Source organism: Synechococcus sp. BDU 130192 (assembly GCF_963876085.1).
Classification (GTDB): domain Bacteria; phylum Cyanobacteriota; class Cyanobacteriia; order Cyanobacteriales; family MRBY01; genus MRBY01.
Window position 1 is genome coordinate 152261 of sequence record NZ_CAWNNO010000011.1, and the last position, 25479, is coordinate 177739.

The following is a 25479-nucleotide window of genomic DNA, read 5'->3' on the forward strand; positions in this document are numbered from 1 at the left end:
CAACAGCAACTGAGGTGTTATGGCGCTATTTAATTCCAATTTACTGGAGCCAAACTTAATTTTAGGGAAAACCATTTTGCATCTCAGTCCAGAGATTATCCGTCATCACCGTTTAAAGGGTTTGATCCTCGATGTGGATGACACGTTGGTCTCGATGCGCCAGAGTTATGCCTCAGATGATGTGCTGGAGTGGGTGACCCAAGTCAGACGAGTGGCGGATATTTGGCTCGTGAGCAATAACCTCAGCCAAAAACGGATTGGGCGGATTGCCGAGTCCCTGGAGTTACCTTATTTGTTCGGGGCGAAAAAACCATCTCGGAAAAAGCTCCGTAAAGCGATGGATGCCATGGATCTGCGCCCCCAAGAAGTGGCGATGGTTGGCGATCGCCTGTTTACAGATGTCCTCGCTGGCAATCGCTTGGGTTTATTTACGATTTTGGTGGAGCCGATGATTGATCCCCTCGTGGCGACACGCCAAAACCCAGTGCGGAATATCGAAGTCTGGATTTCAAAATTCCTTGGGGCCTCCTTTGATGACATGAAACAAACCTTTACAAAAGGCCACAAAAGTAAACCTCGATAAATATAAAAAAAATGTTACGAATCTGTTGAGATTGGCAATCATCAGGCATAATCTTTTACAGAAAATATAACAAGGGATCACCTGATATATATAGATCCCAACATAATAAACTACTAAAATTCTTTTCAACTTGTTTCGTTCGGGTCGATTCCTCAGGGGATCGATTTTTTGTCTGTTTTGGGTAAAATAACAGCGTTTCTTCTGGTTTTCAGCGAAAATCGTTACAGACCGAAACCAAAGAAAACATTTATCAATATTCCAAAAAGCGCAACTAGCTAAAGATAGACTTATTTCACCAACTAAGTTTAAATACCTATTCCGCAATCCAGATTTCTTGATTTTTACCTTCTAGCGATGGGTGATTGTCTATTAAATGAGCCCTAAAAATATCCCTGACAAAGTTCCCAAAAAGCATCACAATTGAATCCCTAAAACCTGGGTATAGGCACCCCGGGCCTGGGTGACACCAATGGTGCGCTGGGAAGCTTCGATCATTGGCCGCCGTAGACTGACCACCAAAAATTGCGCCTGGGCCGCCTGCTGCTTAATCATCTTGGAAAGACGCTCCACATTCGCCCCGTCTAAAAACATATCCACCTCATCGAAGGCATAGAAGGGAGAGGGACGATAACGTTGAAGCGAAAAAATAAACGATAGGGCCGTGAGGGATTTTTCGCCCCCAGACATGGAACTGAGTCGCTGTACTGGTTTGCCTTTGGGGTGAGCCACCAAGTTCAAGCCCCCCGCAAAGGGATCCGTTGGGTCATCAAGTTGTAAGTAGCCATCACCGTCGGAAAGAGTGGCAAAGATTTTTTGGAAATTTTCGTTAACGGCGTCAAAGGCTTTTTTAAATTCCTGGAAACGGCGCGTGGTAAAGCGTTCAATGCGGGCCAAGACTTCGAGGCGTTCCTGTTCGAGGGTGGATAATTTTTCAGATAGCTCCCCCAGGCGAATTTGGGTTTGTTCATATTCCTTGAGGGCGAGCATATTCACGGGTTCGAGATCTTCGATTTTCTTTTGGGTGCGACGGCTGGCCCGCTGCAATTTCTCAATCTGTTCTGTGATCTCCTGGAGCGCTTGGTCGAGTTTTTCGGGTACTACCTCCAGGATCAGATGGGCGAGATCAAGATCCGGCGGCAGTTCGGCTTCTTGGGCTTGGAGGTGCTGTTGTAGTTTTTCGAGCTGTTGCGCCCGTTCCTGTTGCTGGGTTTGAAGTTTTTCCAGACGCCATTGACTGTCTTGGTGCTGTTTTTGGAGATTTTTGAGCTGAATTTCCGCCTGATCCCGTTGTTTTTTTACATCGCCCATCTGGGCAGAGAGTTCCGCCAGCAGGGTTTCAGTGGTTTGGATTTCGGTATCAATTTGATCGAGTTGGGTTTGGATAACAGCGATTTGGCCTTGGAGATCTTCTAGTTGGGTTTGGGTTTCCTGGAGTCGTTGTTCGTCATTGGTTAATTTTTCACTGAGACGAATTAGCTGGGCGTCGCGGTCTTGGATCGTTTGTTGGGTGCTGTTGAGGGTCTGGGCAGCCGCTTGGAGGGTGACTTCCTGGGCTTTGATTTCCTGTTGGATTTCTTGCCACTCCCGGTGGGTTTGCTGGGCTTCGAGTCGGGCTAGATGTTGTTGTTGAGCCGCTAATTGTTGTTCGAGTTGCGGAATTGTCTGGGTGAGATCTTTGAGGTGAGTTTCGGCGATCGCCAATTCGTTTTGACACTGCTGTTGCTGTTGTTGGGTTTGGGCAAGTTGGGGGCGCAATTTTTCGAGGGATTTCGTGAGTTGCGCCTGATGCAGTTGGGCTTCCCGTTCCCGTTGGCGGGCTTGGGTCAGTTGTTGGCTGAGATCCTGGAGGCGATCGCCTTTGTCGAGGAGGGCATTTTCGGTGTAGCGCAACAGGTGCTCAATTTCTTCGAGTCGTTCCCGTAAAGCAATAATTTCCGCCGAATCCCCCGTGGCCATGCTACCGAAATGGAGGGTCGATTTTTGGGAGAAGCTGCCCCCGGTCATCGCCCCCGTGGTTTCGAGGAGTTCGCCATCAAGGGTGACAATGCGGGTTTGCCCCATGAAATTCCGGGCGAGATCGAGGCTTTCAAAGACGGCGGTGCTGCCGAAGACGTAGCGAAAAATATCTAGATAACGGCGATCGCATTGGATCAGGTTAACGGCAAAATCAACAAAGCCCTGGGCGTAGCGGGGAATGGTGTTCGTGGGCAATTTCGGGGCGCGGATTTTATTCAAAGGTAAAAAGGTGGCCCGGCCTGCCCGTTGATTTTTCAGAAGTTTGATCCCCGTCGCCGCCGTTTCGTCATCTTCAACGACGAGATAACCGAGGCGACCCCCAGCGGCAATTTCTAAGGCCCGTTGGTAATTTTTTTCCACTTGGCCCAATTGAGCCACTAAACCATGGACACCGGGTAAATTGGCGTTCAAAATCACCTTCGTCGCGTAGGTGCCCTGGGCTTCCTGTTGGGCCTGGGAACGGGCTTCGAGTTGATCGAGTTGCCGTTGTTTGTCCCGCTGTTCCCGTTGGAGGCGATCGCCGGTTTCCTGGTCGAGTTTGCGACTTTCTTCCAGTTGGGTGAATTGTGTCGCAAGGATTTGGATGGTTTCCTGCTGACGGGTAATTTCCGTTTGAGCCGTGGCTAATTCCGTTTCCTGTTGGCTGATATCGGCGCTGAGTTGGGTAATTTGCTCAGTTTGGCTGGTAATTGTTTGCTGAAGCTGGCTAAGGCGTTCTTGCAGGAGGGCCTGTTCGGTGCGTTGGGGATTGAGTTGATCCTGGATGCCTTGAATTTCCTTGGCGATCGCCGCCTGTTCCTGTACCCAAGCTTCCGAAGAACTGGCTAACTCATCGGCCCGGTGGCGACTGTCCTGGAGGATCTTTGCGGCGGCGGCTTGGGCGGCCTGGTGTTGAGGGAGGGTTTCCTCCTGGAGGGTGAGTTTTTCTTCTTCGAGGCGCAGCAGTTGTTGTTGGTTGACTTGCACCGTTGCTAAAAGTTGGCGGTGGAGCTGGAGCGATCGCCGTTGGTCTTCCTCTAATTCCGTTTGCCGTTGGCTCCATTGGTGCCGTTTTGCCTTTTGGGTGGCGAGTTTGGACGCAACCGAAAGTTGTTCATCTTCCCCCAGGGCTTTTACTTTCGCATTTAAACTTTCTAGGGTTTGACCAGTCTGAAAAATTTCCCCATCCAAAGCGTTCAAATTTTGAGTTAACTGGGTGCGTTCCTGGGCACTGCTGGCGAGATCCCGTTGCAGTTTTTCTTCCTGGAGTTGGAGCGATCGCCAGGTTAAAAGAACTTCTTCCTGCTGCTGGCGGGCCAGGTCAATTTTAAGCCGTTGGTATTGTTCGGCCTTGAGGCGATCGTCGGCCAGTTTTTCTAAATTGCGTTCTAGCTCCTGGCGAATGATGTGGCACTTTTCTTCCCGTTCCTTCACCGCATTGAGGGTTTCTCTGGTCTGGGTAATTTTGCGGTCAAATTCTGCCACGCCCGCCAGTTCATCGATGATTTCCCGCCGCTCCCGCCCGTTCATCGTAATAATCCGCGTCACATCCCCCTGGAGCACGACGTTATAGCCTTCGGGGTAAATACGCAGGCGATTCAGTTGTTCGTGGAGTTCCGCAGCAGTGCAGGGCTGGTCATTAATGTAATAGGTCGAGGCATAACTGCCGCTTTTGGTAACCCGGAGTTTGCGCGTCACCGTCCAATCGTGGCTCTGGAATTGCGCTAAAAATTCCTTTAATTCCGAGGCTTCTGTGGCTTCCGTTTGATATTGCTGGGCGAGATCGCTGAGATCAAAGGTGACCGACACCACCGTTTCCGCAGCACCTTTCCCTTGGCTGTGTTTATGATTGATTAAGTCTGGTAATCGTTCGGCTCGCATTCCCTTAGAACTGGCGAGGCCCAAGCAAAACAAAATGCCGTCGAGGATATTCGATTTTCCCGAACCATTTGGCCCAGAAACCACCGTAAAACCAGGACGTAGGGGCACGGCGACGGTACCACCGAAGGATTTGAAGTGGGAAAGCTCGATTTGCTTGATGTGTACCATCAGCGCCGGACGGGGGACAAAACAGAGGTTGAGTTAGAATTTTAGCGTCTAACTGCCCAGGCAAAGTGTTTTATCGGTGGCGATCGCCAAATCTTCCTAAGAACTTTAGACAAGCGCGATCAATAGCCTGCTAGAGTGGATGCTATATCTTGACGCCTAATTTTTTGTCTATTTCACTAAGGTGTTGACGTTCGTCTATGTTGACTGCTGAATCTTTTCTGCCGAGTGTCCCTGTATTTCAGGTGTTGGTACATCTACACCCCAACTATTGCCAATGGCTGACTGAGCGGATCCAGCACCATCAGGGAACGCACGTGGTCACCCTCAACGCCGAAATTGCGATGATGACGGAAAAAAGTAAGGCGATCGCCAAGGTGATCAAGCAGGCAGATTTGATTATTCCCGACGGCGCAGGGATCGTCCTCTACCTCAAGCTCAAGGGCAAAAAACAGCACCGGGTACCCGGCATCGAACTCGCAGAACAACTGTTGGCCCAGGCCGCAGCCCATGATTGGCGCGTCGTCTTTTTTGGTGGCTCCCCTGGGATTGCCGACCAAGCAAAAGAAAATTGGCTCAAACACTATCCTGATTTAGATATCACGACCCAGCACGGTTATCTCACCCCAGAAATGGCAGCAGACTGGCAAAGTCAACTTAAACAGTTACAACCCCAACTCATTTTCACTTGTCTCGGCGTCCCGAAACAGGAATTTTGGATCGAAGAGCATCGCCATCTTTGTCCCCACAGCACTTGGATTGGTCTGGGGGGAAGTTTTGATGTGTGGGCTGGGGTAAAACAGCGGGCACCAAAACTTTGGCAAAAACTCCATTTAGAGTGGCTCTATCGTCTTTATCAGGAACCTTGGCGCTGGCGACGGATGTTGGCGTTACCACAATTTGTTTGGCGTGCTTTGTGGTCTTAGGGAAAAAGGTGATTTCTTCATCTTGTAAAGAGTGTTGATGCAGCATAACGCACAAGAAAAATATTGAAGAAATGCATTAAATCTAATCAACAAGTATTAGGCAATCATCAATCAAGAGCTTAGAAGTGATTGAATGATGTTTTCTAAATAAAACGGTGTTTTCGCAATATGCTCAGGAATATTAGATATTGCATCGGTGATAATTGATCTGGAAATAGTTTTTAATCCTTCTTCTGTCATTAGATCAATTATTCCTTTAAATTTGTTTTTTTGTTCTTGTGGAATTTCAGGTGACTCTAATAATTCCAATAAAAATTCTCGACTATCTCCATTTATTTGAACAGTCACATTATTGAATTTCAACTGTAAATCAGTGGATAAGCCTCCATCATCCGACAAATAATCCAGACCTTTTGAGGTGATAATGACTCTGGAAATTATAAAAGACCCAACAGCAGTTCTCCCTAATCTTGGAGCTTCAATCAAGCCGTGTTCTTGCAAGTAGAACAAAATTGCGAAATCAAGATCTTCATGATCATCTCGAATTAATTCTGTTCCATCACAATAATGAGGGTATCTCTGTTCTAGATAATACAGTATTTCATTTTGCCTTTCTTTGTCGATCATGTTAGTTGATTTAATATCGAAAAAATGACAAATAATTGCGAATATTTTTTTCGGTGAATCAGTTTAATCTGTTTCCATTATAGATAATTTTCATCCCTTCTTATTTTGATAGCTTTTCGCGGAACAAACCCGTTAAGCTATATTACGTACTCATTTTCAGACGGCAGACATGGCACGGGATTTACGCGCATTTATCAAACTGGTAGAAGAACGGGGGCAACTGCGCCGCATTAAGGCTCTGGTGGATGCGGATCTAGAGATTGCCGAGATTGCAAACCGGATGCTCCAGGTGGGTGGCCCGGCGTTGTTATTTGAGAATGTGCGGGGAACTTCCGTTCCGGTAGTGGTAAATCTGCTGGGGACAGTGGAGCGCATCTGTTGGGCGATGAAAATGGAAAAGCCCGAAGAATTAGAAGATCTAGGCCGAAAATTGGCGATGCTCCAGCAGCCGAAGCCACCGAAAAAGATTTCCCAGGCGATTGATTTTGGCAAGGTGCTGTTTGATGTGCTGAAGGCGAAACCCGGTGGGAGTTTTTTCCCTCCTTGTCAACAGGTGGTGATTGAGCAGGAAGAACTAGATCTGGGTTTGATCCCGATGTTGCGTCCCTACCCGAAGGACGCAGGAAAAAATATTACCCTCGGCTTGGTGATTACGAAAGATTGTGAAACGGGTGTGCCTAATGTGGGGGTTTATCGTCTGCAATTGCAATCGAAAAATACGATGACGGTGCATTGGCTCTCGGTGCGGGGGGGGGCGCGTCACCTGCGGAAGGCGGCAGAAAATGGCAAAAAATTAGAGGTGGCGATCGCCGTTGGTATTGATCCGATTCTGATTATGGCAGCGGCAACCCCGATTCCGGTGGACTTGTCAGAGTGGCTGTTTGCAGGGCTATATGGTGGTTCTGGGGTGGCATTGACCAAATGTAAAACCGTCGATCTCGAAGTCCCTGCCGATGCGGAATTTATCCTCGAAGGGACGATTACCCCTGGGGAAATGCTCCCCGATGGGCCATTTGGCGATCACATGGGTTACTACGGCGGTGTGGAGGATTCCCCCCTGGTGCGCTTCCATTGTCTGACCCACCGCAAAGATCCGATTTATCTGGCTACCTTTAGCGGTCGCCCTCCCAAAGAAGAAGCGATGATGGCGATCGCCTTGAACCGGATTTATACGCCGATCCTGCGGCAACAGGTTTCCGAGATTGTCGATTTTTTCCTGCCGATGGAGGCCCTCAGTTACAAGGCCGCGATTATTTCCATCGACAAAGCCTATCCTGGCCAAGCTAGACGGGCGGCCCTCGCTTTCTGGAGTGCCCTGCCCCAATTTACCTATACGAAATTTGTGATTGTGGTGGATAAAGATGTAAATATCCGCGATCCCCGTCAAGTTGTCTGGGCGATCAGTTCTAAAGTTGATCCCGTGCGGGATGTGTTTATTTTGCCGGATACCCCCTTTGATACCCTCGATTTTGCCAGCGAAAAAATTGGCATGGGCGGCCGCATGGGCATTGACGCAACGACAAAAATTCCCCCCGAAACTGACCACGAGTGGGGTGAAGTCCTTGAGTCCGATCCTAAGATTGCCGAAAGATGCGATCGCCGTTGGGCAGAATATGGCCTCGCTGATATCGATTTAACCGCCGTTGATCCCAACAAATTTGGCTACGAAATGTAGAAAACAATCCCGATCAAACCCAAAAATATCCTCAAAATTTCAGGGGCTAAACTCACATTTTGCCCAGCGAACAATCTGCCTCGCCTTGATAGAATATTGAATCCCTAGTCCTAACCCAATCATTCCCCAAAACAAAACAATGCTGCGAACCCCCGTTGATTTTCAAGATGAGTTTGATGTCATTGTCATTGGTGCTGGCCATTCCGGTTGTGAAGCGGCCTTGGCCTCGGCCCGTTTAGGCTGCCGCACGCTGATGTTGACTCTCAACCTCGACAAAATCGCCTGGCAACCCTGTAACCCTGCCGTGGGCGGCCCCGCAAAATCCCAGCTAACCCACGAAGTGGATGCCCTTGGGGGAGAAATTGGCAAGATGGCAGACCGCACCTATCTCCAAAAGCGGGTGCTCAATGCGTCCCGGGGGCCAGCCGTCTGGGCCTTGCGCGCCCAAACCGATAAACGCGAGTACGCTGCAGTGATGAAAAATATCGTTGAAAACCAAGATAATCTTGTGATTCGCGAGGGGATGGCGACGGATCTTGTGTTAGGCGACAACGATGAAATTTGTGGGATTCAAACCTATTTTGGGACTTGTTTTGGGGCCAAGGCTGTTGTCCTAACAACGGGGACTTTCCTTGGGGGCACGATCTGGATTGGGAACAAATCGATGCCTGCGGGCCGGGCCGGAGAATTTGCCGCAGTGGGCATGACGGAAACCTTGAACGAGTTAGGGTTTGAGACGGGGCGCTTAAAAACAGGCACCCCCGCCCGGGTGGATCGCCGTTCGGTCGATTACAGCAAAATGGAAATTCAACCGGCGGACGAAGAGGTACGGTGGTTCAGCTTTGATCCTGAAGCCTGGGTAGAGCGTGAACAAATGCCCTGTTACCTGACTCGAACAACCCCAAAGACCCATCAATTGATTAAAGATAATCTGCACCTGTCTCCCATCTATGGTGGCTTTATTGATTCCAAAGGCCCCCGTTATTGTCCGAGCATTGAAGACAAAATTGTCCGGTTTGCCGATAAAGACTCCCACCAAATTTTTATTGAACCGGAAGGGCGCACGATTCCAGAGCTTTATATCCAAGGTTTTTCGACGGGACTGCCCGAAAGTCTCCAGTTACAGATGCTCCAAAGTCTGCCGGGGATGGAAGATTGTGTGATGCTCCGCCCAGCCTATGCGGTGGAATATGACTACTTACCCGCAACCCAGTGTTACCCCACCCTGATGACCAAGCGCGTCGAAGGTTTATTTTCAGCGGGACAAATTAATGGCACCACGGGCTACGAAGAAGCAGCAGCCCAAGGGATCGTGGCAGGCATCAACGCGGCGAAATTTGCCCAGGGTCAGGACATGGTTGTTTTCCCCCGGGAACAAAGCTATCTAGGCACTTTGATTGATGATCTGTGTACAAAGGATTTGCGGGAACCCTACCGGATGCTGACTTCCCGTTCGGAATATCGCTTGATTCTCCGTTCCGATAATGCTGATCAGCGGTTAACGCCCCTGGGCCGAGAGATTGGTTTAATTGGCGATCGCCGTTGGGCTTTGTACCAAACGAAGCAGGAAAATATTGCTGCCGAAAAAGAACGACTCCACACGGAGCGGGTCAAAGAATTGGATCCCTTGGGTCAGAAAATTGCGGCGGATACGGGCCAGAAAATCAAAAGTTCTGTGACCTTAGCGGATTTATTGCGGCGACCCAAGTTTCACTATGCCGATCTCGCCAGTTATGGCTTGGGGAATGAGGCGCTCACCCAGGCAGAGCAAGCAGGGGCAGAAATTGATATTAAATATTCTGGCTATATCAAGCGGCAACAAAACCAAATTGACCAAATTAGCCGCCATGCGAATCGGAAGTTGCCGGAAGGTTTGGATTACTTGACGGTGGAAACCCTGTCGATGGAAGCCCGGGAAAAATTAAATAAGGTGCGCCCCCTCACCATTGGTCAGGCCACACGCATCGGTGGCGTCAACCCGGCAGATATTAATGCGTTGCTGGTTTATTTGGAGGTGCAACATCGTCAAAAAAACGCCCAGGAAGCCGTTACCTCTTAAATCAACGACCCTGGGGGATGAATTCTGGGGTTAAGTTTTGCTCGCACGGGGTTAGCGATATTTCGATGCCCTAGGGGATCGCCTTGGTGGAGTGCGGCACAAATATGGGGCACATCGGCAGGAGTTACCTGGCAATACCACACCTCTGTGGGTACCAGGCGCACGGTCACACCCAAGTGGCATTGGCCTTGGCAGGGACTGGCGATCGCCAAGACCCGTGGCGGTAGGGATGATCGCTGAAAAGCCTGAAGAATTAACGCACTTCCCCGCTCACGACAACTCCGGTGCTGGCAGATCAACAGATGGCGATCGCCGGGCTGACCGGGTGGAATAATGGTCAAACTTGTTTGGGACATGGCGAAACAGGACACAGCAGGGGGCAGCGGGCAATTTTTAAATTAGGCGCGACAATGGGGATGAGCACTGATCTATCGCAACCGGGCCAATGACCTATCTTCCGCTGGCACAAGCATCAACCCTGACAAAGTCATTACTCCATATTTTGATTGTAGGGGAAGATTTAGGGCGATCGCCCCTGGAGGATTGCCTAGAGCAAATTTCTCGGTGGGATCTGAGTTGGCGATCGCAACCCTTTGTGACCCCCCTAGAACCCGCCGATTTGATCATTCTCTTTTGTCCTGAGGCACTAACCGAAATATGGCTTGATCAAAGCTTGGCCCTGGCACTCCCGGTGGTGGTCGTTACCGCAGCTCCGCTCCCCAAGCAACCTGGCTTGATCGCAATTCCCCCCGGAGAACTATCGCCGTTGACCCTAGAACTCGGTTTTCGGGCTGTGCTCCAGGAAAAAGCCTCTGACTTGGTGCTTCAGCCAGCCCCCCGTCCCCTAGAAACCCATCTCCAGCTCACCACCATTCTGGTCAAATTTTCCCAGGCTCTTTTCCGTCCTGAAGCCACCCTAGATAAGGCCTTGGGAATCCTGGGACGCCACCTCCAGATGGAGCGGATCACTATTTTTCAATGGCATTGGGATGGGGCAGGTCAGATTAATTCGCCCCCCAACATTGTTGAACAATGGTCCTATGACGGTTCTCCTCCTTGCCAAAAAAAGGTCGCAGAATTTCCCCTCCACTGGTGGCAACAACTCCTAGAGCTTGGTGATGTCGTGGCGATCGCCCACCAGCACCAAGACCCCAAATTAGTCCCCCTGTTGGAGTTCTTAGATGTCAAGGCATTTTTGGGACTACCGATTTTTGACCACCAAGGCCACCACTGGGGTCATTTAATCTTTACCAGCGAAGTAGCCCGCGCCCATCCCTGGTCAGCCCTAGAGATTCAAGCCCTAAAGATGGCGGCGGAACTGCTCCACCACAATTTGATCCGTACCGCTACCCAACGGGAACTAGAAGCCTCCGAAGCACTCTACGCCGGGATTGTGACCCATTCTGCGGAGGCCATTTTTTTGATCCGTGTCCACCGGGCGATCGCTATTACTGCTGCGGCTCCCGTTGACCTGACCGAATTGGTGACTGAGTTTACCTTTGAAATGGTCAACCCCACCTACTGCGAAAAAATGGGGGTTTATCCCCGGCAAATCATTGGGAAATCGCCCCAAACCGTCTTTCCCGAAAAGCTGGCGCAACAACTATGTGATTCTTTCCAGGGTTGCCTCGAAATTGGTGAAACGCTGCTGTTTGAAGAAGTGATCGAACTCCCCGACTGCACCCAAATTTGGCGGACTTGTCTGATCCCGATTCGTGATCGCCAGGGCACCATCCAACAGATCCAAGGCAGCGCCCGGGACGTCACCGAAGAACGTCAACTGGAACTGACCAAAATGCGCTACAGTCGCCATCAACATATGTTGGCTTCCTTGACGGTTAAAATTTTGCGCTCCTGGGACATGGACAAAATGTTAACCACGACGGTGCAGGAACTCCGCAAAACCCTCCAAGCCGACCGGGTGATTTTTTGGGAGATCTTAAATGAAACTGAAGGTAAAGTGACGGCGGAGGCGACTCACCCCAATGTCCGCTCGATGCTCCACCATCGGTTTCCCCTGGCGGCCTTTAACCGGGGTGATTTTGACCTATTTCGCCAGGGAGAACTCCAGACCTGCATCGACGTAGAAGCCGCGAAGTTTCCCCCGGCCCACGATGCTATGCTCCGGGAATATGGCGTTGTCGCCTACGCTGTTTTACCCGTCCTCGTAAGCGCCATGGATGATCCCGAAGGAGAACCACGGCTAAAGGGTTTGATTTGTGTCCAGCAGTGCCATTTTCCTCAAATTTGGAATGCCGATGAATTGCATCTCCTGCGCCAGCTCATCAATCAAATTTGCATTGCCCTCAACCAAGCGGAACTACTGCAACGCCAACGCCATTACACCAATGAACTGGCCCGTTCTAACCAAGAACTCGAACAGTTTGCCTATGTGGCGTCCCATGACCTCCAGGAACCGTTGCAACTGGTGGCCAATTATGCCCAACTGCTAGCCCGTCGCAATGGCGATCGCCTGGATGAGCGTTCTCAACGTTATCTCCAGCACATCACTGCAGGCACCCGCACGATGCAAACGCAAATTCAAGACTTGCTGCGTTATTCCCGCCTGAATACCCGTCAAAGTAAACCGGAACTGGTGTCCATGGAGGATTGTCTCCAACGGGCGATCGCCAACCTCAAGCTCAAACTCAAGCGCACCCACACCCAACTCCACTGTCCCAAAACCCTCCCAGAAGTCCTGGGTGATGGGAGTCAACTCCAGAGCCTTTGGCAAAATCTCCTCAGTAATGCGATTAAATACCGGGGCGATCGCCAACCCAAAATCACGATCAACGTCACCGAGACCGAACACCACTGGCAGTTTATGGTCGCAGATAACGGCATTGGGATCGATCCCAAACATCAGCAGCGCATTTTTCAAATTTTTCAGCGGCTCCACACCCAGGAAGAATATCCCGGCACTGGAATTGGTCTCGCCATTTGTCACCGCATTGTCAAAATCCATGGGGGTGATATTTGGGTCACCTCCCAACCCCAGGCAGGGGCAACTTTTTACTTCACGCTGCCCATTTATCACCATTGAGTGATTAATTAACAGCAAGTTGAGGGGCGATCGCCTTTAGCCGCAAAATAACAGAAAAATTTAAGGCATCCGCAGGGTCATGCCCCTAGGTAGGTTCGATACCATTGAGATCGGTAGTATATTTTGAAAAATTTAGAGTCATCGTAGCCTAGACCCTTTCTTTGGCTTCTAACCCCAACGCCCTTGACCCAAACGCCCAACGCCCCCATTTATTCTGCTTGTTCCTTGACCGCCATCCAACGCTCCATTCTGATGGTGGATGATCAACCTGGCTATCTGGAGTTGATGGCAGAAGTCGTCGAAGAATACTTTCCAGAATTGCACCTCCAAACAGCCCCCAATGGTGAACAGGCCTGGCAGTTTCTCAATCAAGGACAAGCCCTCGCGCCGTCGGCAGCCGAGAGCCAGAGCCATTGGATTTATCCCTCCCTAATCATTTCAGACTTAAATTTACCCAAAATATCCGGCGTGGATCTCCTCCATCGCATCAAACAAGATCCCTACCTCCAGGCGATCCCGGTGATTATTTTTAGCACCTCCCAGGCCGAACAAGATATCCTCCGTTGCTACCAGGCCCAGGCCAATTGCTTTATCACCAAACCTAGTAATGTGGATGATTTTTTTACCGTGGTGCAGCAAATCATTGCTTTTTGGTTGAATTTGGTGACTTTACCCCATTTTCCCCCGCAAGAGATCCCTTGAGACCGTTTTGACGTATAGTTTTAGGTCTATTTTTCGGTTATCGCGGTTAGGGAATATCTATGTCTCAATTTGTCTTACAAGATTTCATTGGTTCTGAAGTGGAACGGAGCTATGCAGAATCTCCGGTGGTGATTTTGCCCATTCCCTACGAAGCGACAACCACCTATCGCAAAGGTTGTGAATGGGGGCCGGATGCACTCTTAGAAGCGTCCCACCAGTTGGAATGTTATGACGATGAGTTGCGCCGGGAAACTTGTTTTGATGTGGGAATTTTTACCCATGGGGCGATCGCCGATACGCGCCAGAATCCTGGACTGTCCGCCGAGGAAATGTTAGCGGTCACCAGCGAAACAACCCAAAATCTCTTGCAAGATGGCAAATTTGTGATTGCCCTGGGGGGAGAACACGCCATTACTACAGGGGTCGTGAAAGGTCATCTGGAGTTTTACCAAGAATCCTTTACGGTGGTACAAATTGATGCCCATGCGGATCTGCGCCAGAGCTACGAAGGTTCTGAACATAACCATGCTTGCATTATGCGACGGGTAATGGATTTGGGGTTGCCGAGTTTGCCTGTGGCGATCCGGAGCCTCTGTCGGGAAGAAGCGGATTTATTGGCGGCGAAGGAAATTCCGGTGATTTGGGCGTGGGAGATGCAAAATGACCCTAACTGGATCGAAACGGCGATCGCCAATATTAAAACGGAAAAAGTTTTCCTCACCATTGATCTAGATGGCATTGACCCGACCCTCATCGCTGGCGTCGGCACCCCTGAACCCGGTGGCATGGATTGGTACAGCACCCTGCGCTTTTTGCGTCGCCTGTTTCGGGAAAAACAAGTGATCGGCTGCGACATCATGGAACTAGCCCCCTTAGATGACTCTGTGGTTTCTGAGTACACCGCCGCCAAGCTGGTGTATAAACTCATCGGCTACTGGTACGAAAATCGCTAGACTTTTCCCAAGGATTGGGTCGTCTGGAAAAATCTTGGGGCAATGTAGGGCTTCGCTCAAAGCTCACTCTAGAGATCTGCTTTGGCCTAAGGAATAATACAGTTATGAATTTTCAAGTGAATGCCTAATTCCATGACGACCCTGACGATTGGCCAAGCAGCCCCTGATTTTGCCCTCACCAATGCCCAAGGTGAAGCCCGTACCCTGGCGGCCTACAGTGGCAAATGGCTCGTTTTTTATTTTTACCCCAAGGACAATACTCCCGGTTGCACCACCGAAGCCCTAGACTTTACGGCCCTTGTCCCCGAATTTACCGCCTTGAATGCCGTGATCGTGGGCGTGAGTCCCGATTCGGAAAAATCCCATGGCCGCTTCATTGAAAAAAAAGAGTTAGCCATCGAACTGTTGAGCGATCCCGACCATCAAACCGCCGAGGCCTATGGGGTCTGGCAACTGAAAAAATTTATGGGCAAAGAATATATGGGGATTGTTCGCAGTACGTTTTTAATCGATCCCCAAGGTCAAGTGGCGGCAATCTGGTCAAAGGTGAAGGTTAAAGGCCACGCTCAAGCGGTACTGGAGACGCTTCAAACCCAACTGTCGGGAAATTAGGGAAGAGTTTGATGATCCCGCTGGCGACGGGCTTCGTAAAGCATTAAGGCACAGGCGATCGCCACATTGAGCGATTCTACCCCCGGCCCCATGGGAATCTGTACCGTTTCGTTGGCGAGGCCGGCGATCGCTGGGGACAAACCCGCCCCTTCATTGCCTAATAAAATCAAACTCGGTTGCCGCCAATCCACATCCCAGTAGGTTTTAGTTGCCTGGGGGAGCGTTGCCACAATCTGTACCCCCTGGGCGCGATACCGTTGTAGTTGTTCAGCAAAGGTGGATATAACCACGGGCGTCGTCTGGAACCAAGCCCCCACCGAGGCCCGCAGCACCTTCGGGTTACTGGGATTGACGCTGTCATGACTCAGCAACAGGCCATCGACCGCCGTCGCCGTCGCCGTGCGAATGATTGTCCCCAGGTTGCCCGGATCCTGGAGTCGCTCCACGGCTACCCCCAATTGGAGGGTTTGGGGTGGGGTCTGGGAAATGAGTGCCTGGTCGAGGGTGGCCACAATGCCATCAGGATTCACCGTGGTTGCCACCTTTTGCAGCACCTCTTCTGAAACCAGGGTTTGGCGATCGCCTTTGAGTTGACTAGCCAGTGCTGGATATTTTGTCTGCCAAGCTGCCGTAAACAGTACCGTCTGGAAAGAAAATCCCTTGGCGATCGCCGCCTCGATTAGATTGGTTCCCTCCAGTAACAAACGACCTTGTTTTTGCCGCTCCCGCCCTTGGTGCAGCTTGCGAATCTCCTTGACCAGTGGATTTTGTAAACTTGTGAGCATCTTTGCCCCCATCGACCTTACCGTTGTCGTCAAAAGGCTTCAGGCAAGGCAAATAATTTTTGCCGGGTAGATGCGGAACGCGAGACTTGAACTCGCAAGGGATAAAACTCCCACTAGAACCTGAATCTAGCGCGTCTACCAATTCCGCCAGTTCCGCAGGTAAATATGTAATTACACAATCAACAATTATTACTTGAAGAACGAAAAGCGTCAAGCCAATTGCCAAAAGATTATCTATTACCAAGGAACCTATTCTAAACCGTGAACAAAAAAGTGTAATTCTGAGCAACATAGGCCAAGACTTTCCGGTAGAATCAAGACGAAAATTTGACAAAATTTCCCCCATCTTCTTTCCATTTGTGGAGGATCGACCCATTAAAACTTCTGCCCCCCTCACCCCCACCCGTGCGACAGCTGAAACCATCCTCAAAATTGAAGGGCGACATCCCCTCAGTGGCGAGGTTAAAATCAGTGGCGCGAAAAATTCTGCCCTGGCGATCATGGCGGGAACCCTACTCTGTAGCGATCAATGCCGTCTGACAAATATCCCGGATTTAGCGGACATTAAACGGATGGCCGAAGTCATTGCCGCCCTTGGGGTACAAATCGTCGCTACCCCTGGCAGTCTTGATTTCGATGCTCGCCACCTTAGGACAGCAGAAGCGCCCTACGAATTGGTTTCCAAGCTGCGGGCGAGCTTTTTTGTCATTGGCCCACTCCTGGCCCGCCTTGGGGAAGCAAAAGTGCCGATGCCGGGGGGCTGTGCCATTGGTGCTAGGCCCGTAGATCTCCATGTGCGAGGTCTCCAGGCGATGGGGGCCGAGGTAATTATTGAACATGGGGTTGTCCAAGCGACAGTCAAGGGAAATCGACGACGGCTCCAGGGGGCCAAAATCTACTTAGATTATCCGAGCGTTGGGGCGACCGAAACCCTGATGATGGCGGCAACCCTCGCTGAAGGGGAAACAATCATTGAAAATGCCGCCCAGGAGCCAGAGATTGTTGATCTGGCAAACTTCTGTCGGTCTATGGGGGCATACATTAGCGGAGATGGCAGCAACAAAATTGTGATTCAAGGGTGCGATCGCCTCCACGCTACCAACTACCCGATTATTCCCGACCGCATTGAAGCCGGGACTTTTCTCGTGGCCGGGGCCATTACCCAGTCAGAATTTAGCGTCTTTCCCGTCGTCCCAGACCACCTTTTACCGGTGATTGCCAAACTCGAAGCAACGGGGACAAAGGTGATTGCCGAAGGGCCGAACCGTCTGCGGATCAAACCCCAAGGGATTCTCCGGGCGACGGATATCGAAACTCTGCCCTATCCTGGTTTCCCCACGGATATGCAAGCCCAGTTCATGGCGTTGCTCACCCTCTGTGAAGGGAGCAGTGTCGTCACGGAAACGGTTTTTGAAAACCGGATGCACCACGTCGCAGAATTTAAGCGCATGGGGGCGGATGTCAAAGTTAAGGGCAATAACGCCATCATTAAAGGGGTACCTTTCTTGTCTGGGGCTCCGGTAATGGCGACGGATCTCCGGGCTTCGGCGGCCTTAGTTCTGGTCGGTTTAGCGGCTGAGGGCACAACGATCATGCGCGAGGTACACCACATGGATCGGGGCTATGATGACCTTGAAGGGAAGTTTAAGGCTCTAGGGGCAAGGATTGAGCGTCTGACCGCGACCCTCTAACCAATCTTTCAATTTCTACTCAGTTTAAAAAAGCAAGGAGGTTCAGCCCCAGGGTTGGGCCTCTTTTGTTGTGATTATCTACCAACATTGATATAGGCATTTCAAGCATTAAGAGACTGACCATTCACTACCCAGGGGGCGATCGCCATAGTGATTTTCGTGATTCGGGTGCAGTTCGGAAACTTGGCAGAATACTAAGCGCGATGCTTCAGGGCCTGCACCAATTGGGCCAGTTGGGCTTCGCTAAAGGCACTGTTCAAGATTTGGGCGGCCTCCTTGGGTTCTGTGGGAATCAGAATGTAGGGGAGTTGGGCGATCGCCAAATTTTTTAAATCCGTTGGCAGGCTAATGCGCTCCGGTTCGTTGCGTTCTAAATGGTCAGCAGCTTCTTTGATGCTTTTAAGCACAATGGGGGCGAGGGTCGAAAAACGATGGGCGGGATTGGCGATCGCCTTATGACTTGCCTTGAGTAATTTTTGCCAAGGTTTCGCTTTTTTATTCAGTTTAGCCAGTTCAATACAGAGCTTTTGGAGTTGCTGGCGGCATTCTGGGGTGGCATCCTGGCGAAATAGTCCCAACATTTGCTGTAATAAGCCACGAACTTGCGGCCCAAAAGAAAACCCCGTCGCCGTTGGTGATTCCATAGGGGCAGGCGTTAGCGGCGGCGGCGCAACCTCTGGAGAAACGACAGGATTACGGTTATCGCTGACGGCGAGACGATCCAAATACTTTTGTAATTCGCTGAATTGAGGGTCAGCCTCCGCCATGATTTTCTCAATTTCTTCTTCCTGGAGGCCAAAGGGACTTTGTAGCTTTTCGAGGAGCTCTTGGAGCACATCGTAGGCATTGAGAAAAAGAGACTTGAGGGTTTCATCGACGGTAATCGTATTGTCCTTAAAGACCTTGAACGCATCTTCGAGGCGGTGGGCCGTTTTTTGGATGCTCGTGTAGCCCAACATCGCTGCCCCCCCTTTTACTGAGTGGGCGGCCCGGAAAAGTTCATTGACCCGTTCGGTATCATCCACCACCTCCGACAGCTCCAGGATGCCCTGTTCTAAGGTTTCAAGGTGTTCTTTGGCTTCTTCAATGAAATAGCCGAGAATTTTTTGTTGACTGGCGGCATCCACAGTAGATTCTCCTCACACTTTAGGGCTGGGGTAGAAGGGATTGAGAGGCGTCTTAATCACCCTGTTTTAACGTTATCAAGGAACGGTGATTTCAGCTTAGATCGATGGTTGGTTTGGGGGAATTTTTATTTTTGCCAATATTCTAAGGATGATAAATCATATCGAGGAGGTTGTTCTGCACTTCGTACTGCATTGCGTCTGTGAGTTGCTGCAGGGTGCCCTGGCGATCGCCTTTATATTGGGCCACATAATCCTGGAGATTAATCGGCGTGCCTACCCGGAGCCAGCCTTCGTGGAGTCCCTTGGGCGCGGGAATTTCCACCCGAAACACTTCCCGTTCTAGGCGAGTGAGGGTATCGATAAACCGTTCGGGGCTTGGATGATCCCCCACATAGCCATCGTAGATCGCATCAAAGTTCAGCAAACGCACCGTTGTTTGGTAGAGGGCTTCATAGGTATCGAGGTCGAGGGCCATCTCTCCATCGGCTTTTTCAATGAGGAGCGCCTGCATTTTATAAACCCGTTCCCGGAGCGGGAAATCCTCTGGAAAATTTAGGCCCAATTCCGTTTCACAGAGACTGAGGGCTCGGTTCCGAATGCGCTCAATCCGGTCATTCCAATCATCATCGGCCGCCGGAGTGAGGTTATATTCTGCTTCTAGTTGCTGCATCACCACCTGGGCGACCCCCCGCAGACGGCCATAGGGTTCGGGGTCACTGGGGGTAATTTCTAGTTTCTGCTCTAGGGTTTTGAGGCTCTGCTGAATAATCAGTTCAGGGGCCTTGAGGTAGCGATATTTGATGCTAATGGGCACCAGGTAACAGGGGGGAAATTGACCCTCTTGTTTGGCGATCGCCAACATCGCTTGCATAGGCAACTGAATCGCCCCGGTGCGAAAGGGCATGATTGCATCATTTTGAAAGGAACAGCCCCCCTCCGGAAAAATTACCATCCGGGAGCGTTCCTGTTTTAACAGATCTAACGTGTGGGCAATACTGCGGCGATCGCCAAGGCCCCGACGAATGGAATAACAGCCCATCTTTTGCAAAAACCCAGCGAGTTGCGCCGTAAAATTTTCGTAGGCCACCAGGTAATGGAAGATTTCTCCCAACTGGGCCGAGAGCAAAAATAGCACCAAACCATCGTCAAAGGTGGGGTGATTGGGCATAAAAATCACGCGCGCATCTCCCAAATCCCGAATCTTACCGAGATCTGCCTCGCTCACCCGCAATTTCAGTTGATATTTAAAACGCCCCACCCAATAGGCAATACTTTGCACTAAACGCACGAGCATCGGCTCAGTTTGGGTCGGGAAAAAATCAGGTTTAGACATAGAGACAGAATTATTTTCAGGCAAGCGCTTCCCATTATTTTGCCTAAATCCATCGCCCCGGCGCAGGAAAATATCCCAAAAATTTTATTTATTCACAAATAGAGGAACCGGCAATTGGGGCGACGACAGTCCGCTATTTGAAAAAATGAATTAAAAAATCTGTACGGAGAGGGGGGGATTCGAACCCCCGTCCGAGTTGCCCCGAAACCTGATTTCAAGTCAGGCGCATTCAACCGCTCTGCCACCTCTCCAAAAGTGATGAGCAGAAATATCATAGCGTGAATCTCGACTGCTGATCGGAAAAATTCTAAGAAAACCTGTGCGGCCAAGGCTGGCGACTAGAACGATAAAAAGGGTGTAACGGCGATCGCATCTAGGGGGAGTTGGCGTTTTTCGGCGGTGTGGCTATTCACTTGATAAATTTGGCGCTGATCAATATCAAAGGCCGTTAACCAGCCACTTTTGGTGTGGTAGACCCCGGTGTCAATGTCCAACCAGCCCGGCCCCTGCACCACCTGTCCCGGTTGTACCCCCGGAAAGGTGAAGGTGATCGTATGGCCGACAATAATCAGCTTATTGGCAAAGTAGGGCTGGGTCATGGAATGGAACTCACTGCGCACCCAACAGAATTGTTCCGCCCCCTGTTGCTCGATGGGTAGGTGGGGGGAAAGGCCCGCATGGACTAACCAAACATCCCCTAGATCGAGGTGGGTGGGCCGCTGTCGCAACCATTGCAAATGTTCGGCCGGGATGCGGTGGTTATAACTCTGGAGGGTATTGGCACCGCCGCTATGGTACCAGGCGATAAAGGTTTCTTGCTGGACGCTGCCATCGTTGGCGATCGCCTCTAGCATCATCATTTCATGGTTGCCGAGGAGAGACTGATAGGAACTACGGCGCACAAACTCAATAATGTCCGCACTTTTGGGGCCTCGGTCAATCAAATCACCGAGGAAGTAAACCGCATCTTCTGTTCCGGGCGCAACCAGCTCCAGCAGGGCCATCAACGTATCGTAATGACCATGCACATCTCCTATACAGATTCGTCGCTGACCCATGTGTCCCCTATCCCCGTCACTTGGTAGCCACTAGTACACCCATCATATCGCCGACGATGCCGTAGTGAATTGCGTTCCGAAAGCCCGCTTCTTTAGCCAGTTTTTCTTGGGTTTTTCCGGTGGGAAACCGTTCGATACTGGGTTGAATGTAGGCGTATTCGGGGGTGAGCTGAAATCGTTCTGCGAGGGGCACCACAAAGCGATCCAGATACCATTGTTGAAACACTTGTTTCCCAGGATTATCCGGACGGTGAAAATCTAAAATAGCCACTTTTTTACCTGGTTTTAACACTCGCTGTAATTCCCGCAGTGCCTGGGGAATATCGGTAACGTTCCGTAGCCCATAGCCCATAGTCGCCCCATCAAAATGATTGTCGGGGTAGGGTAAAGCCAGAGCATCTCCTTCCTGCCACTGGATATCGAGGTGAGGACAGAGACGGTTTTGTTTTTGGGCGGCGATCGCCAATTGTTGGCTCGCAAAATCAATGCCAACGGTTTTACCGTAAACGCCGACGGTTTTCGCTAGCAGTAAAGTTAAATCGCCACTGCCGCAACACACATCCAGGGCAAGATCGCCTCCGGTAACACCACTCCATTTCACCGCCATTTTTTTCCAAATGCGATGCTGACCGAGGCTAATCCATTCATTGAGCGCGTCATACTGGGGCGCAATGCGATTAAAAATTCCTTGGATTTCAGTGGCAGCGTTCGGTTTGGACATGGTTTGGGGGCGATGGCTCTCCCTGGGAGCAACAATGGGGGATGTTCAGGGGATTCAGTTGAAAATTTTTAAGCTAATTTAGCAGGCGTTAAAGACATTCAGCCATTGTAAAGAAATACGGGTAGAGATGTCTTGTTCTAGCGCTGGGATTTGCGAAAAAAATGAGGCGATCGCCTTAAACTGGGGAACTAGATTGTCAATTTTTTCCACCCTGATTATTCAATCATTGAACTTGCCCCTGGAACTGCCAATGTCCCAAACCACGACAGAACCTTTTAAACCCCAGCAGATTGTTTGCTTAGCCGCTGGCGATCGCCGCTTATATGGTGCTGTTATTCAATTTATTGAAGCCCAGGCTAGCTATTGGCTACGGCCGCTGTGTTTGTTGAGCGCAACCGCCGAGGCCCCGACCCCCCTCCACCGCAGCGCCGATATCATTATTGCCGCCCCAAAAATTCGTGCCGCCTTGGATACTGAAATTCTCGATTGCTGGTCAGTGCTCTATGATGACTCCGGGGACTATGGCGACAATGTGGTTGGTCGCAAACTGGTGCAAGATTTTCTGCGTAGTCTGGATTGGGGTACGGCCACCCAAGGATAGCTGGCTCAAAAAATTAATCCGCTTTTGCGGTGTTGACGACAATATCATCGCGCCAAAAAAGTATGTCAAAATCCTAGGGAGTTTTCCTTGGGGTTGAATGTATGTGGCATTGGCGATCGCAACCGTTAGCACAACGCACTGGTGCAGAAATTTTCACGCGACTATACGGCCAAGCCAAGATTGCCACCCTCCTCGAAAGCCCCTACCCTACCCCCAAGGACTATCCCCAGCTTTCCCGCTACTCCATCTGTGCCGGGGCACCGAGGGCCAAACAGCTATTTACGCCCGCCCTAGGGGAAATTACTGCTTGTTTAAAGCAGCTCCTCGCCACAAAAATAGATCCCCCGGCGGCGATCGCCCATTTGCCCTTTACGGGGGGATATCTAGGCTGGCTCGGCTATGACTTTGCCTGGGAAATTGAAACGCTCCCCTACGAAAATCCAGATCCCCTGCCCTTTCCTGTGGCCTATTGGTACCAGCCTGATTCCTTTGCCGTGCTTGACCACCATCAACAGGTGCTTTGGCTGGCGGCGGCCACCATTGTGGATCTTGATCGTTTAACAACTCAACTCAGTCAACCGAGTGAATCCTCCGACCTTGATCAATCCCAAGTCGGCTCTGAAGCTCCTTCCCTTGAATTCCTCAGCGATCGCCAAGCCTACACCGATGCTGTACGCCAAGCGAAACAGTACATCCAAGCGGGGGACATTTTTCAGACTAATCTTTCCCTGCGCTTCCGTACCCAAACGTCCCATAGCAGTTGGGCCATTTATCAGCACCTCCAGCAGATCAATCCCTCCCCCTTTGCTAGCTATTGGCGATCGCCCTGGGGGGAGATGATCAGTTGCTCCCCAGAACGTCTGATCCAAAAACAGGGACGCTTTGCCCAGACCCGTCCCATCGGCGGCACCAGACCCAGGGGACAAACCCCCAGCGAAGACCAAGCCCTCGGCGAAGAACTGTTGCGGAACACCAAGGAACGGGCCGAACACACCATGTTGGTGGACTTAGAGCGGAATGATCTTGGTCGGGCCTGTACCTGGGGCAGCGTCGTGGTGGATGAGCAATTTGTCCTAGAACGCTATAGCCATGTCATTCACCTCGTTAGTAATGTGGTGGGGGAACTGGCCGCCGACAAGGATGCAGTGGATCTAATTCGGGGAATGTTTCCGGGAGGCACGATCACCGGTTGTCCGAAGGTTCGTTGTATGGAGATTATCGAAGCCCTAGAACCGGTGCGGCGCAGTTTATTTTATGGTTCCTGTGGCTACCTAGATCAACGGGGAAATTTAGATCTCAATATTTTGATTCGCACCTTACTTTATGTGCCGAATGCCCAGGGGCCAGCCACCGTTTACGGGCAGGTGGGGGCCGGTATTGTTGCGGACAGTGATCCAGAGCAAGAATGGGCCGAGTCGTTACAGAAAGCGAAAGCCCAACGCCAAGCCCTCAATTGCTAAGTGGTTTTTCCGGGGCGATCGCCTACCGCAATCCCAATCTCCGCCATTTTCACGAAATCTCCATTAATCCGAAAAACGCCGTTCAAATTCGTTATAACAGTCAAGACATCATTTTCGACATCCCTTGAGAAACAATTATGGAACGCCGTCAATTTGTAGGTTTATTCGGTTTAGGTTTACTTGCGAGTTCTTTTCCGACGATTTTAGCCGCCTGTTCTGGTGGCTCGGAATCAACGGCAGTCAACGAGGCAGAAGAAGCTGCGGCCAATGATGGGGCGATCGCCGAAGCAGAAGATGCCGCGAGCCTTGTGGCTGATTTCACCGCCGTGGGGAGTCTCGATGCCAATGGTGAACTTTCCACAGAGGTCAATGGGCAAAAAGTCTATGTTTTCCGTAATCCCAGTGACCAGAGCCTTGTGGCCGTTGACCCCACCTGTAACCATCGGGGCTGTCCCGTAAAACTCGCCGATGCTGATCTGGTTTGCGATTGCCATGGTTCGCGGTTTGCCTTAGATGGAGAACTGCTCCAGGGGCCAGCCACCGCCGGATTACCCCGCTACGAAGTCCGCGAAGAAGGCGAGAATATTTTCGTGAAAGTGGCCTAAATTTCCATTTTCTGACCCGGCACATAATACTGCACTTGATGGGTTGTCATTGTTTGGAGGGGGCGGGCGTTCGGTGCATACAGAGCTTGGTAATGTTTGATTTGCGCTGCCCCCAGGAAAATAGGTTGTGCCACAACCAACCAAGAAATCCCTTCCGTGCAAGGGGGAGTCGTCAAGGAGCCAACATAGCGAAAATAAGGGCGATCGCCTTGGGGGAGTAATGCTGCCGGGTCGAAATGAATCACCTGACTAGGATGGGTCTGGGTTGGCCACCGTTGCAAAATGTGGGCAAACGTCGGATTCATTGTTCCGGACTCAACCAGCACCGCCAAAACCGCGACTTCTTGGGGAGCGCGCCGATGGACAAAGTGAACTTCCATGGCATATTGTTTTCCCTGGACATGGTGCTCACTGGGATAATGAAAATGAATTTGCTCAAGCTTGTAGCGGTCAGCGCCGAGCTGTAGGGTATTATTCCCCGTCACTTGGATTTGTAAAGTGGTACTGGTCGCCTGGATAAGCCCGAGACTTGGTTGATACTGCCAAGGCAGCGACGCCCCCGAAACTGGAGTAGACGATTCAGGAAAAAGCGCCAAGGGTGATTGGGTTTCGCCAACGGCACAGGTCTGGAACTCTGGTTGCAACTCGCCCCACCGCTGGGGGCCAAGATCTGCGTAATTCCAAGGGGTTGCGACGGTTTTTGCGATTGTCAAAAACTGCGATTGAGGTGCCGCCCAAACAACCCATGAGCCCCACCATAAGGCAATGGCGATCGCCAAAATCACTCGCCTTAACATGATTCCAAATCCTTTCCCTGAAACCTCTAAACAATAAAAAAGAGCCATGGTGACCACAGCTCCCATCGAAACTAGCCAAA

22 protein-coding genes and 2 tRNA genes are annotated in these 25479 nt (G+C 50.8%); 13 read left to right on the forward strand and 11 right to left on the reverse strand.

The features are described 5' to 3' along the window. The first annotated feature begins 19 nt into the window (after nucleotides 1-19). Nucleotides 20-583: a YqeG family HAD IIIA-type phosphatase gene (locus tag AACT35_RS04705; RefSeq protein ID WP_012306742.1), complete on the forward strand. Its 564-nt coding sequence runs from the start codon at nucleotides 20-22 to the stop codon at nucleotides 581-583. Nucleotides 584-997: 414 nt separating this feature from the next. Here AACT35_RS04705 and smc read toward each other — a convergent pair whose 3' ends face one another. Further along, nucleotides 998-4627, reverse strand: a complete 3630-nt coding sequence (gene smc, locus AACT35_RS04710) for a chromosome segregation protein SMC (RefSeq protein ID WP_099241026.1) — start codon at nucleotides 4625-4627, stop codon at nucleotides 998-1000. A 197-nt stretch (nucleotides 4628-4824) separates the two neighbouring features. Here smc and AACT35_RS04715 point away from each other — a divergent pair, with 197 nt between their 5' ends. Next, nucleotides 4825-5550, forward strand: a complete 726-nt coding sequence (locus AACT35_RS04715) for a WecB/TagA/CpsF family glycosyltransferase (RefSeq protein WP_099241028.1) — start codon at nucleotides 4825-4827, stop codon at nucleotides 5548-5550. Nucleotides 5551-5661: 111 nt separating this feature from the next. Here AACT35_RS04715 and AACT35_RS04720 read toward each other — a convergent pair whose 3' ends face one another. Further along, nucleotides 5662-6177 (reverse strand): hypothetical protein, encoded by a 516-nt coding sequence (locus tag AACT35_RS04720; protein WP_099241030.1) that lies wholly within the window; start codon nucleotides 6175-6177, stop codon nucleotides 5662-5664. Nucleotides 6178-6346: 169 nt separating this feature from the next. On the opposite strand from AACT35_RS04720, the gene AACT35_RS04725 reads away from it, so the two are divergent. Both AACT35_RS04725 and mnmG read left to right on the forward strand, forming a co-directional pair. Further along, on the forward strand, nucleotides 6347-7852 hold the full coding sequence (locus AACT35_RS04725) for a UbiD family decarboxylase (RefSeq protein ID WP_099241032.1): 1506 nt from the start codon (nucleotides 6347-6349) through the stop codon (nucleotides 7850-7852). A 139-nt stretch (nucleotides 7853-7991) separates the two neighbouring features. Then, entirely contained in the window at nucleotides 7992-9911 is a 1920-nt protein-coding gene (gene mnmG, locus AACT35_RS04730; protein WP_062433388.1) for a tRNA uridine-5-carboxymethylaminomethyl(34) synthesis enzyme MnmG, read from the forward strand. Here mnmG and AACT35_RS04735 read toward each other — a convergent pair. After that, nucleotides 9908-10267: a (2Fe-2S) ferredoxin domain-containing protein gene (locus tag AACT35_RS04735; RefSeq protein WP_143596824.1), complete on the reverse strand. Its 360-nt coding sequence runs from the start codon at nucleotides 10265-10267 to the stop codon at nucleotides 9908-9910. The genes mnmG and AACT35_RS04735 overlap by 4 nt on opposite strands. Nucleotides 10268-10356: 89 nt before the next feature. Here AACT35_RS04735 and AACT35_RS04740 point away from each other — a divergent pair, with 89 nt between their 5' ends. From AACT35_RS04740 to bcp, 4 genes are all read left to right on the forward strand, one after another. Further along, nucleotides 10357-12954, forward strand: a complete 2598-nt coding sequence (locus tag AACT35_RS04740; protein ID WP_099241034.1) for an ATP-binding protein — start codon at nucleotides 10357-10359, stop codon at nucleotides 12952-12954. Nucleotides 12955-13137: 183 nt separating this feature from the next. Continuing rightward, complete coding sequence (locus AACT35_RS04745; RefSeq protein ID WP_099241036.1) at nucleotides 13138-13656, forward strand: response regulator; 519 nt, start codon at nucleotides 13138-13140, stop codon at nucleotides 13654-13656. Between the two features lie 59 nt (nucleotides 13657-13715). After that, entirely contained in the window at nucleotides 13716-14609 is an 894-nt protein-coding gene (gene speB, locus AACT35_RS04750) for an agmatinase (RefSeq protein WP_099241038.1), read from the forward strand. Nucleotides 14610-14741: 132 nt separating this feature from the next. Then, complete coding sequence (gene bcp / locus AACT35_RS04755; RefSeq protein WP_099241040.1) at nucleotides 14742-15221, forward strand: thioredoxin-dependent thiol peroxidase; 480 nt, start codon at nucleotides 14742-14744, stop codon at nucleotides 15219-15221. On the opposite strand, the gene AACT35_RS04760 is transcribed toward bcp, so the two are convergent. Further along, nucleotides 15218-16006, reverse strand: coding sequence for a TrmH family RNA methyltransferase (locus AACT35_RS04760; RefSeq protein WP_099241042.1), 789 nt, complete (start codon nucleotides 16004-16006; stop codon nucleotides 15218-15220). The genes bcp and AACT35_RS04760 overlap by 4 nt on opposite strands. A gap of 71 nt (nucleotides 16007-16077) precedes the next feature. Continuing rightward, nucleotides 16078-16163, reverse strand: a tRNA-Leu gene (locus AACT35_RS04765). Between the two features lie 202 nt (nucleotides 16164-16365). Between AACT35_RS04765 and murA the strand changes: the two genes are divergently transcribed. After that, nucleotides 16366-17697 carry a UDP-N-acetylglucosamine 1-carboxyvinyltransferase gene (gene murA / locus AACT35_RS04770; protein ID WP_216820580.1) on the forward strand — a complete coding sequence of 444 codons (1332 nt, stop codon included), beginning with the start codon at nucleotides 16366-16368 and terminating at the stop codon, nucleotides 17695-17697. Between the two features lie 194 nt (nucleotides 17698-17891). On the opposite strand, the gene AACT35_RS04775 is transcribed toward murA, so the two are convergent. From AACT35_RS04775 to ubiE, 5 genes are all read right to left on the reverse strand, one after another. After that, a complete protein-coding gene (locus AACT35_RS04775; protein ID WP_099241044.1) occupies nucleotides 17892-18824 on the reverse strand; it encodes an Hpt domain-containing protein in 933 nt (310 codons plus the stop codon). A 142-nt stretch (nucleotides 18825-18966) separates the two neighbouring features. After that, nucleotides 18967-20157: a 1-acyl-sn-glycerol-3-phosphate acyltransferase gene (locus tag AACT35_RS04780; protein ID WP_099241046.1), complete on the reverse strand. Its 1191-nt coding sequence runs from the start codon at nucleotides 20155-20157 to the stop codon at nucleotides 18967-18969. A 164-nt stretch (nucleotides 20158-20321) separates the two neighbouring features. Continuing rightward, a tRNA-Ser gene (locus AACT35_RS04785) sits at nucleotides 20322-20408 on the reverse strand. Between the two features lie 87 nt (nucleotides 20409-20495). Next, nucleotides 20496-21215 carry a metallophosphoesterase family protein gene (locus tag AACT35_RS04790; protein ID WP_012306726.1) on the reverse strand — a complete coding sequence of 240 codons (720 nt, stop codon included), beginning with the start codon at nucleotides 21213-21215 and terminating at the stop codon, nucleotides 20496-20498. Between the two features lie 16 nt (nucleotides 21216-21231). Continuing rightward, nucleotides 21232-21936 carry a bifunctional demethylmenaquinone methyltransferase/2-methoxy-6-polyprenyl-1,4-benzoquinol methylase UbiE gene (gene ubiE, locus AACT35_RS04795; protein WP_030006221.1) on the reverse strand — a complete coding sequence of 235 codons (705 nt, stop codon included), beginning with the start codon at nucleotides 21934-21936 and terminating at the stop codon, nucleotides 21232-21234. 127 nt (nucleotides 21937-22063) lie between these two features. Here ubiE and AACT35_RS04800 point away from each other — a divergent pair, with 127 nt between their 5' ends. From AACT35_RS04800 to AACT35_RS04815, 4 genes are all read left to right on the forward strand, one after another. Then, the gene (locus AACT35_RS04800; protein ID WP_254048087.1) at nucleotides 22064-22537 is read left to right on the forward strand and encodes a hypothetical protein; all 474 of its coding nucleotides are present in this window, start codon (nucleotides 22064-22066) and stop codon (nucleotides 22535-22537) included. A 101-nt stretch (nucleotides 22538-22638) separates the two neighbouring features. Next, entirely contained in the window at nucleotides 22639-23997 is a 1359-nt protein-coding gene (locus tag AACT35_RS04805) for an anthranilate synthase component I (RefSeq protein WP_099241048.1), read from the forward strand. Beyond that, on the forward strand, nucleotides 23991-24125 hold the full coding sequence (locus AACT35_RS04810; RefSeq protein ID WP_339374590.1) for a hypothetical protein: 135 nt from the start codon (nucleotides 23991-23993) through the stop codon (nucleotides 24123-24125). Before AACT35_RS04805 ends, AACT35_RS04810 begins: the two co-directional genes overlap by 7 nt. 9 nt (nucleotides 24126-24134) lie before the next feature. Beyond that, a complete protein-coding gene (locus AACT35_RS04815; RefSeq protein ID WP_099241050.1) occupies nucleotides 24135-24602 on the forward strand; it encodes a QcrA and Rieske domain-containing protein in 468 nt (155 codons plus the stop codon). Here AACT35_RS04815 and AACT35_RS04820 read toward each other — a convergent pair. After that, complete coding sequence (locus tag AACT35_RS04820) at nucleotides 24599-25447, reverse strand: carbonic anhydrase (protein ID WP_158227982.1); 849 nt, start codon at nucleotides 25445-25447, stop codon at nucleotides 24599-24601. The genes AACT35_RS04815 and AACT35_RS04820 overlap by 4 nt on opposite strands. Nucleotides 25448-25479 lie beyond the last annotated feature (32 nt).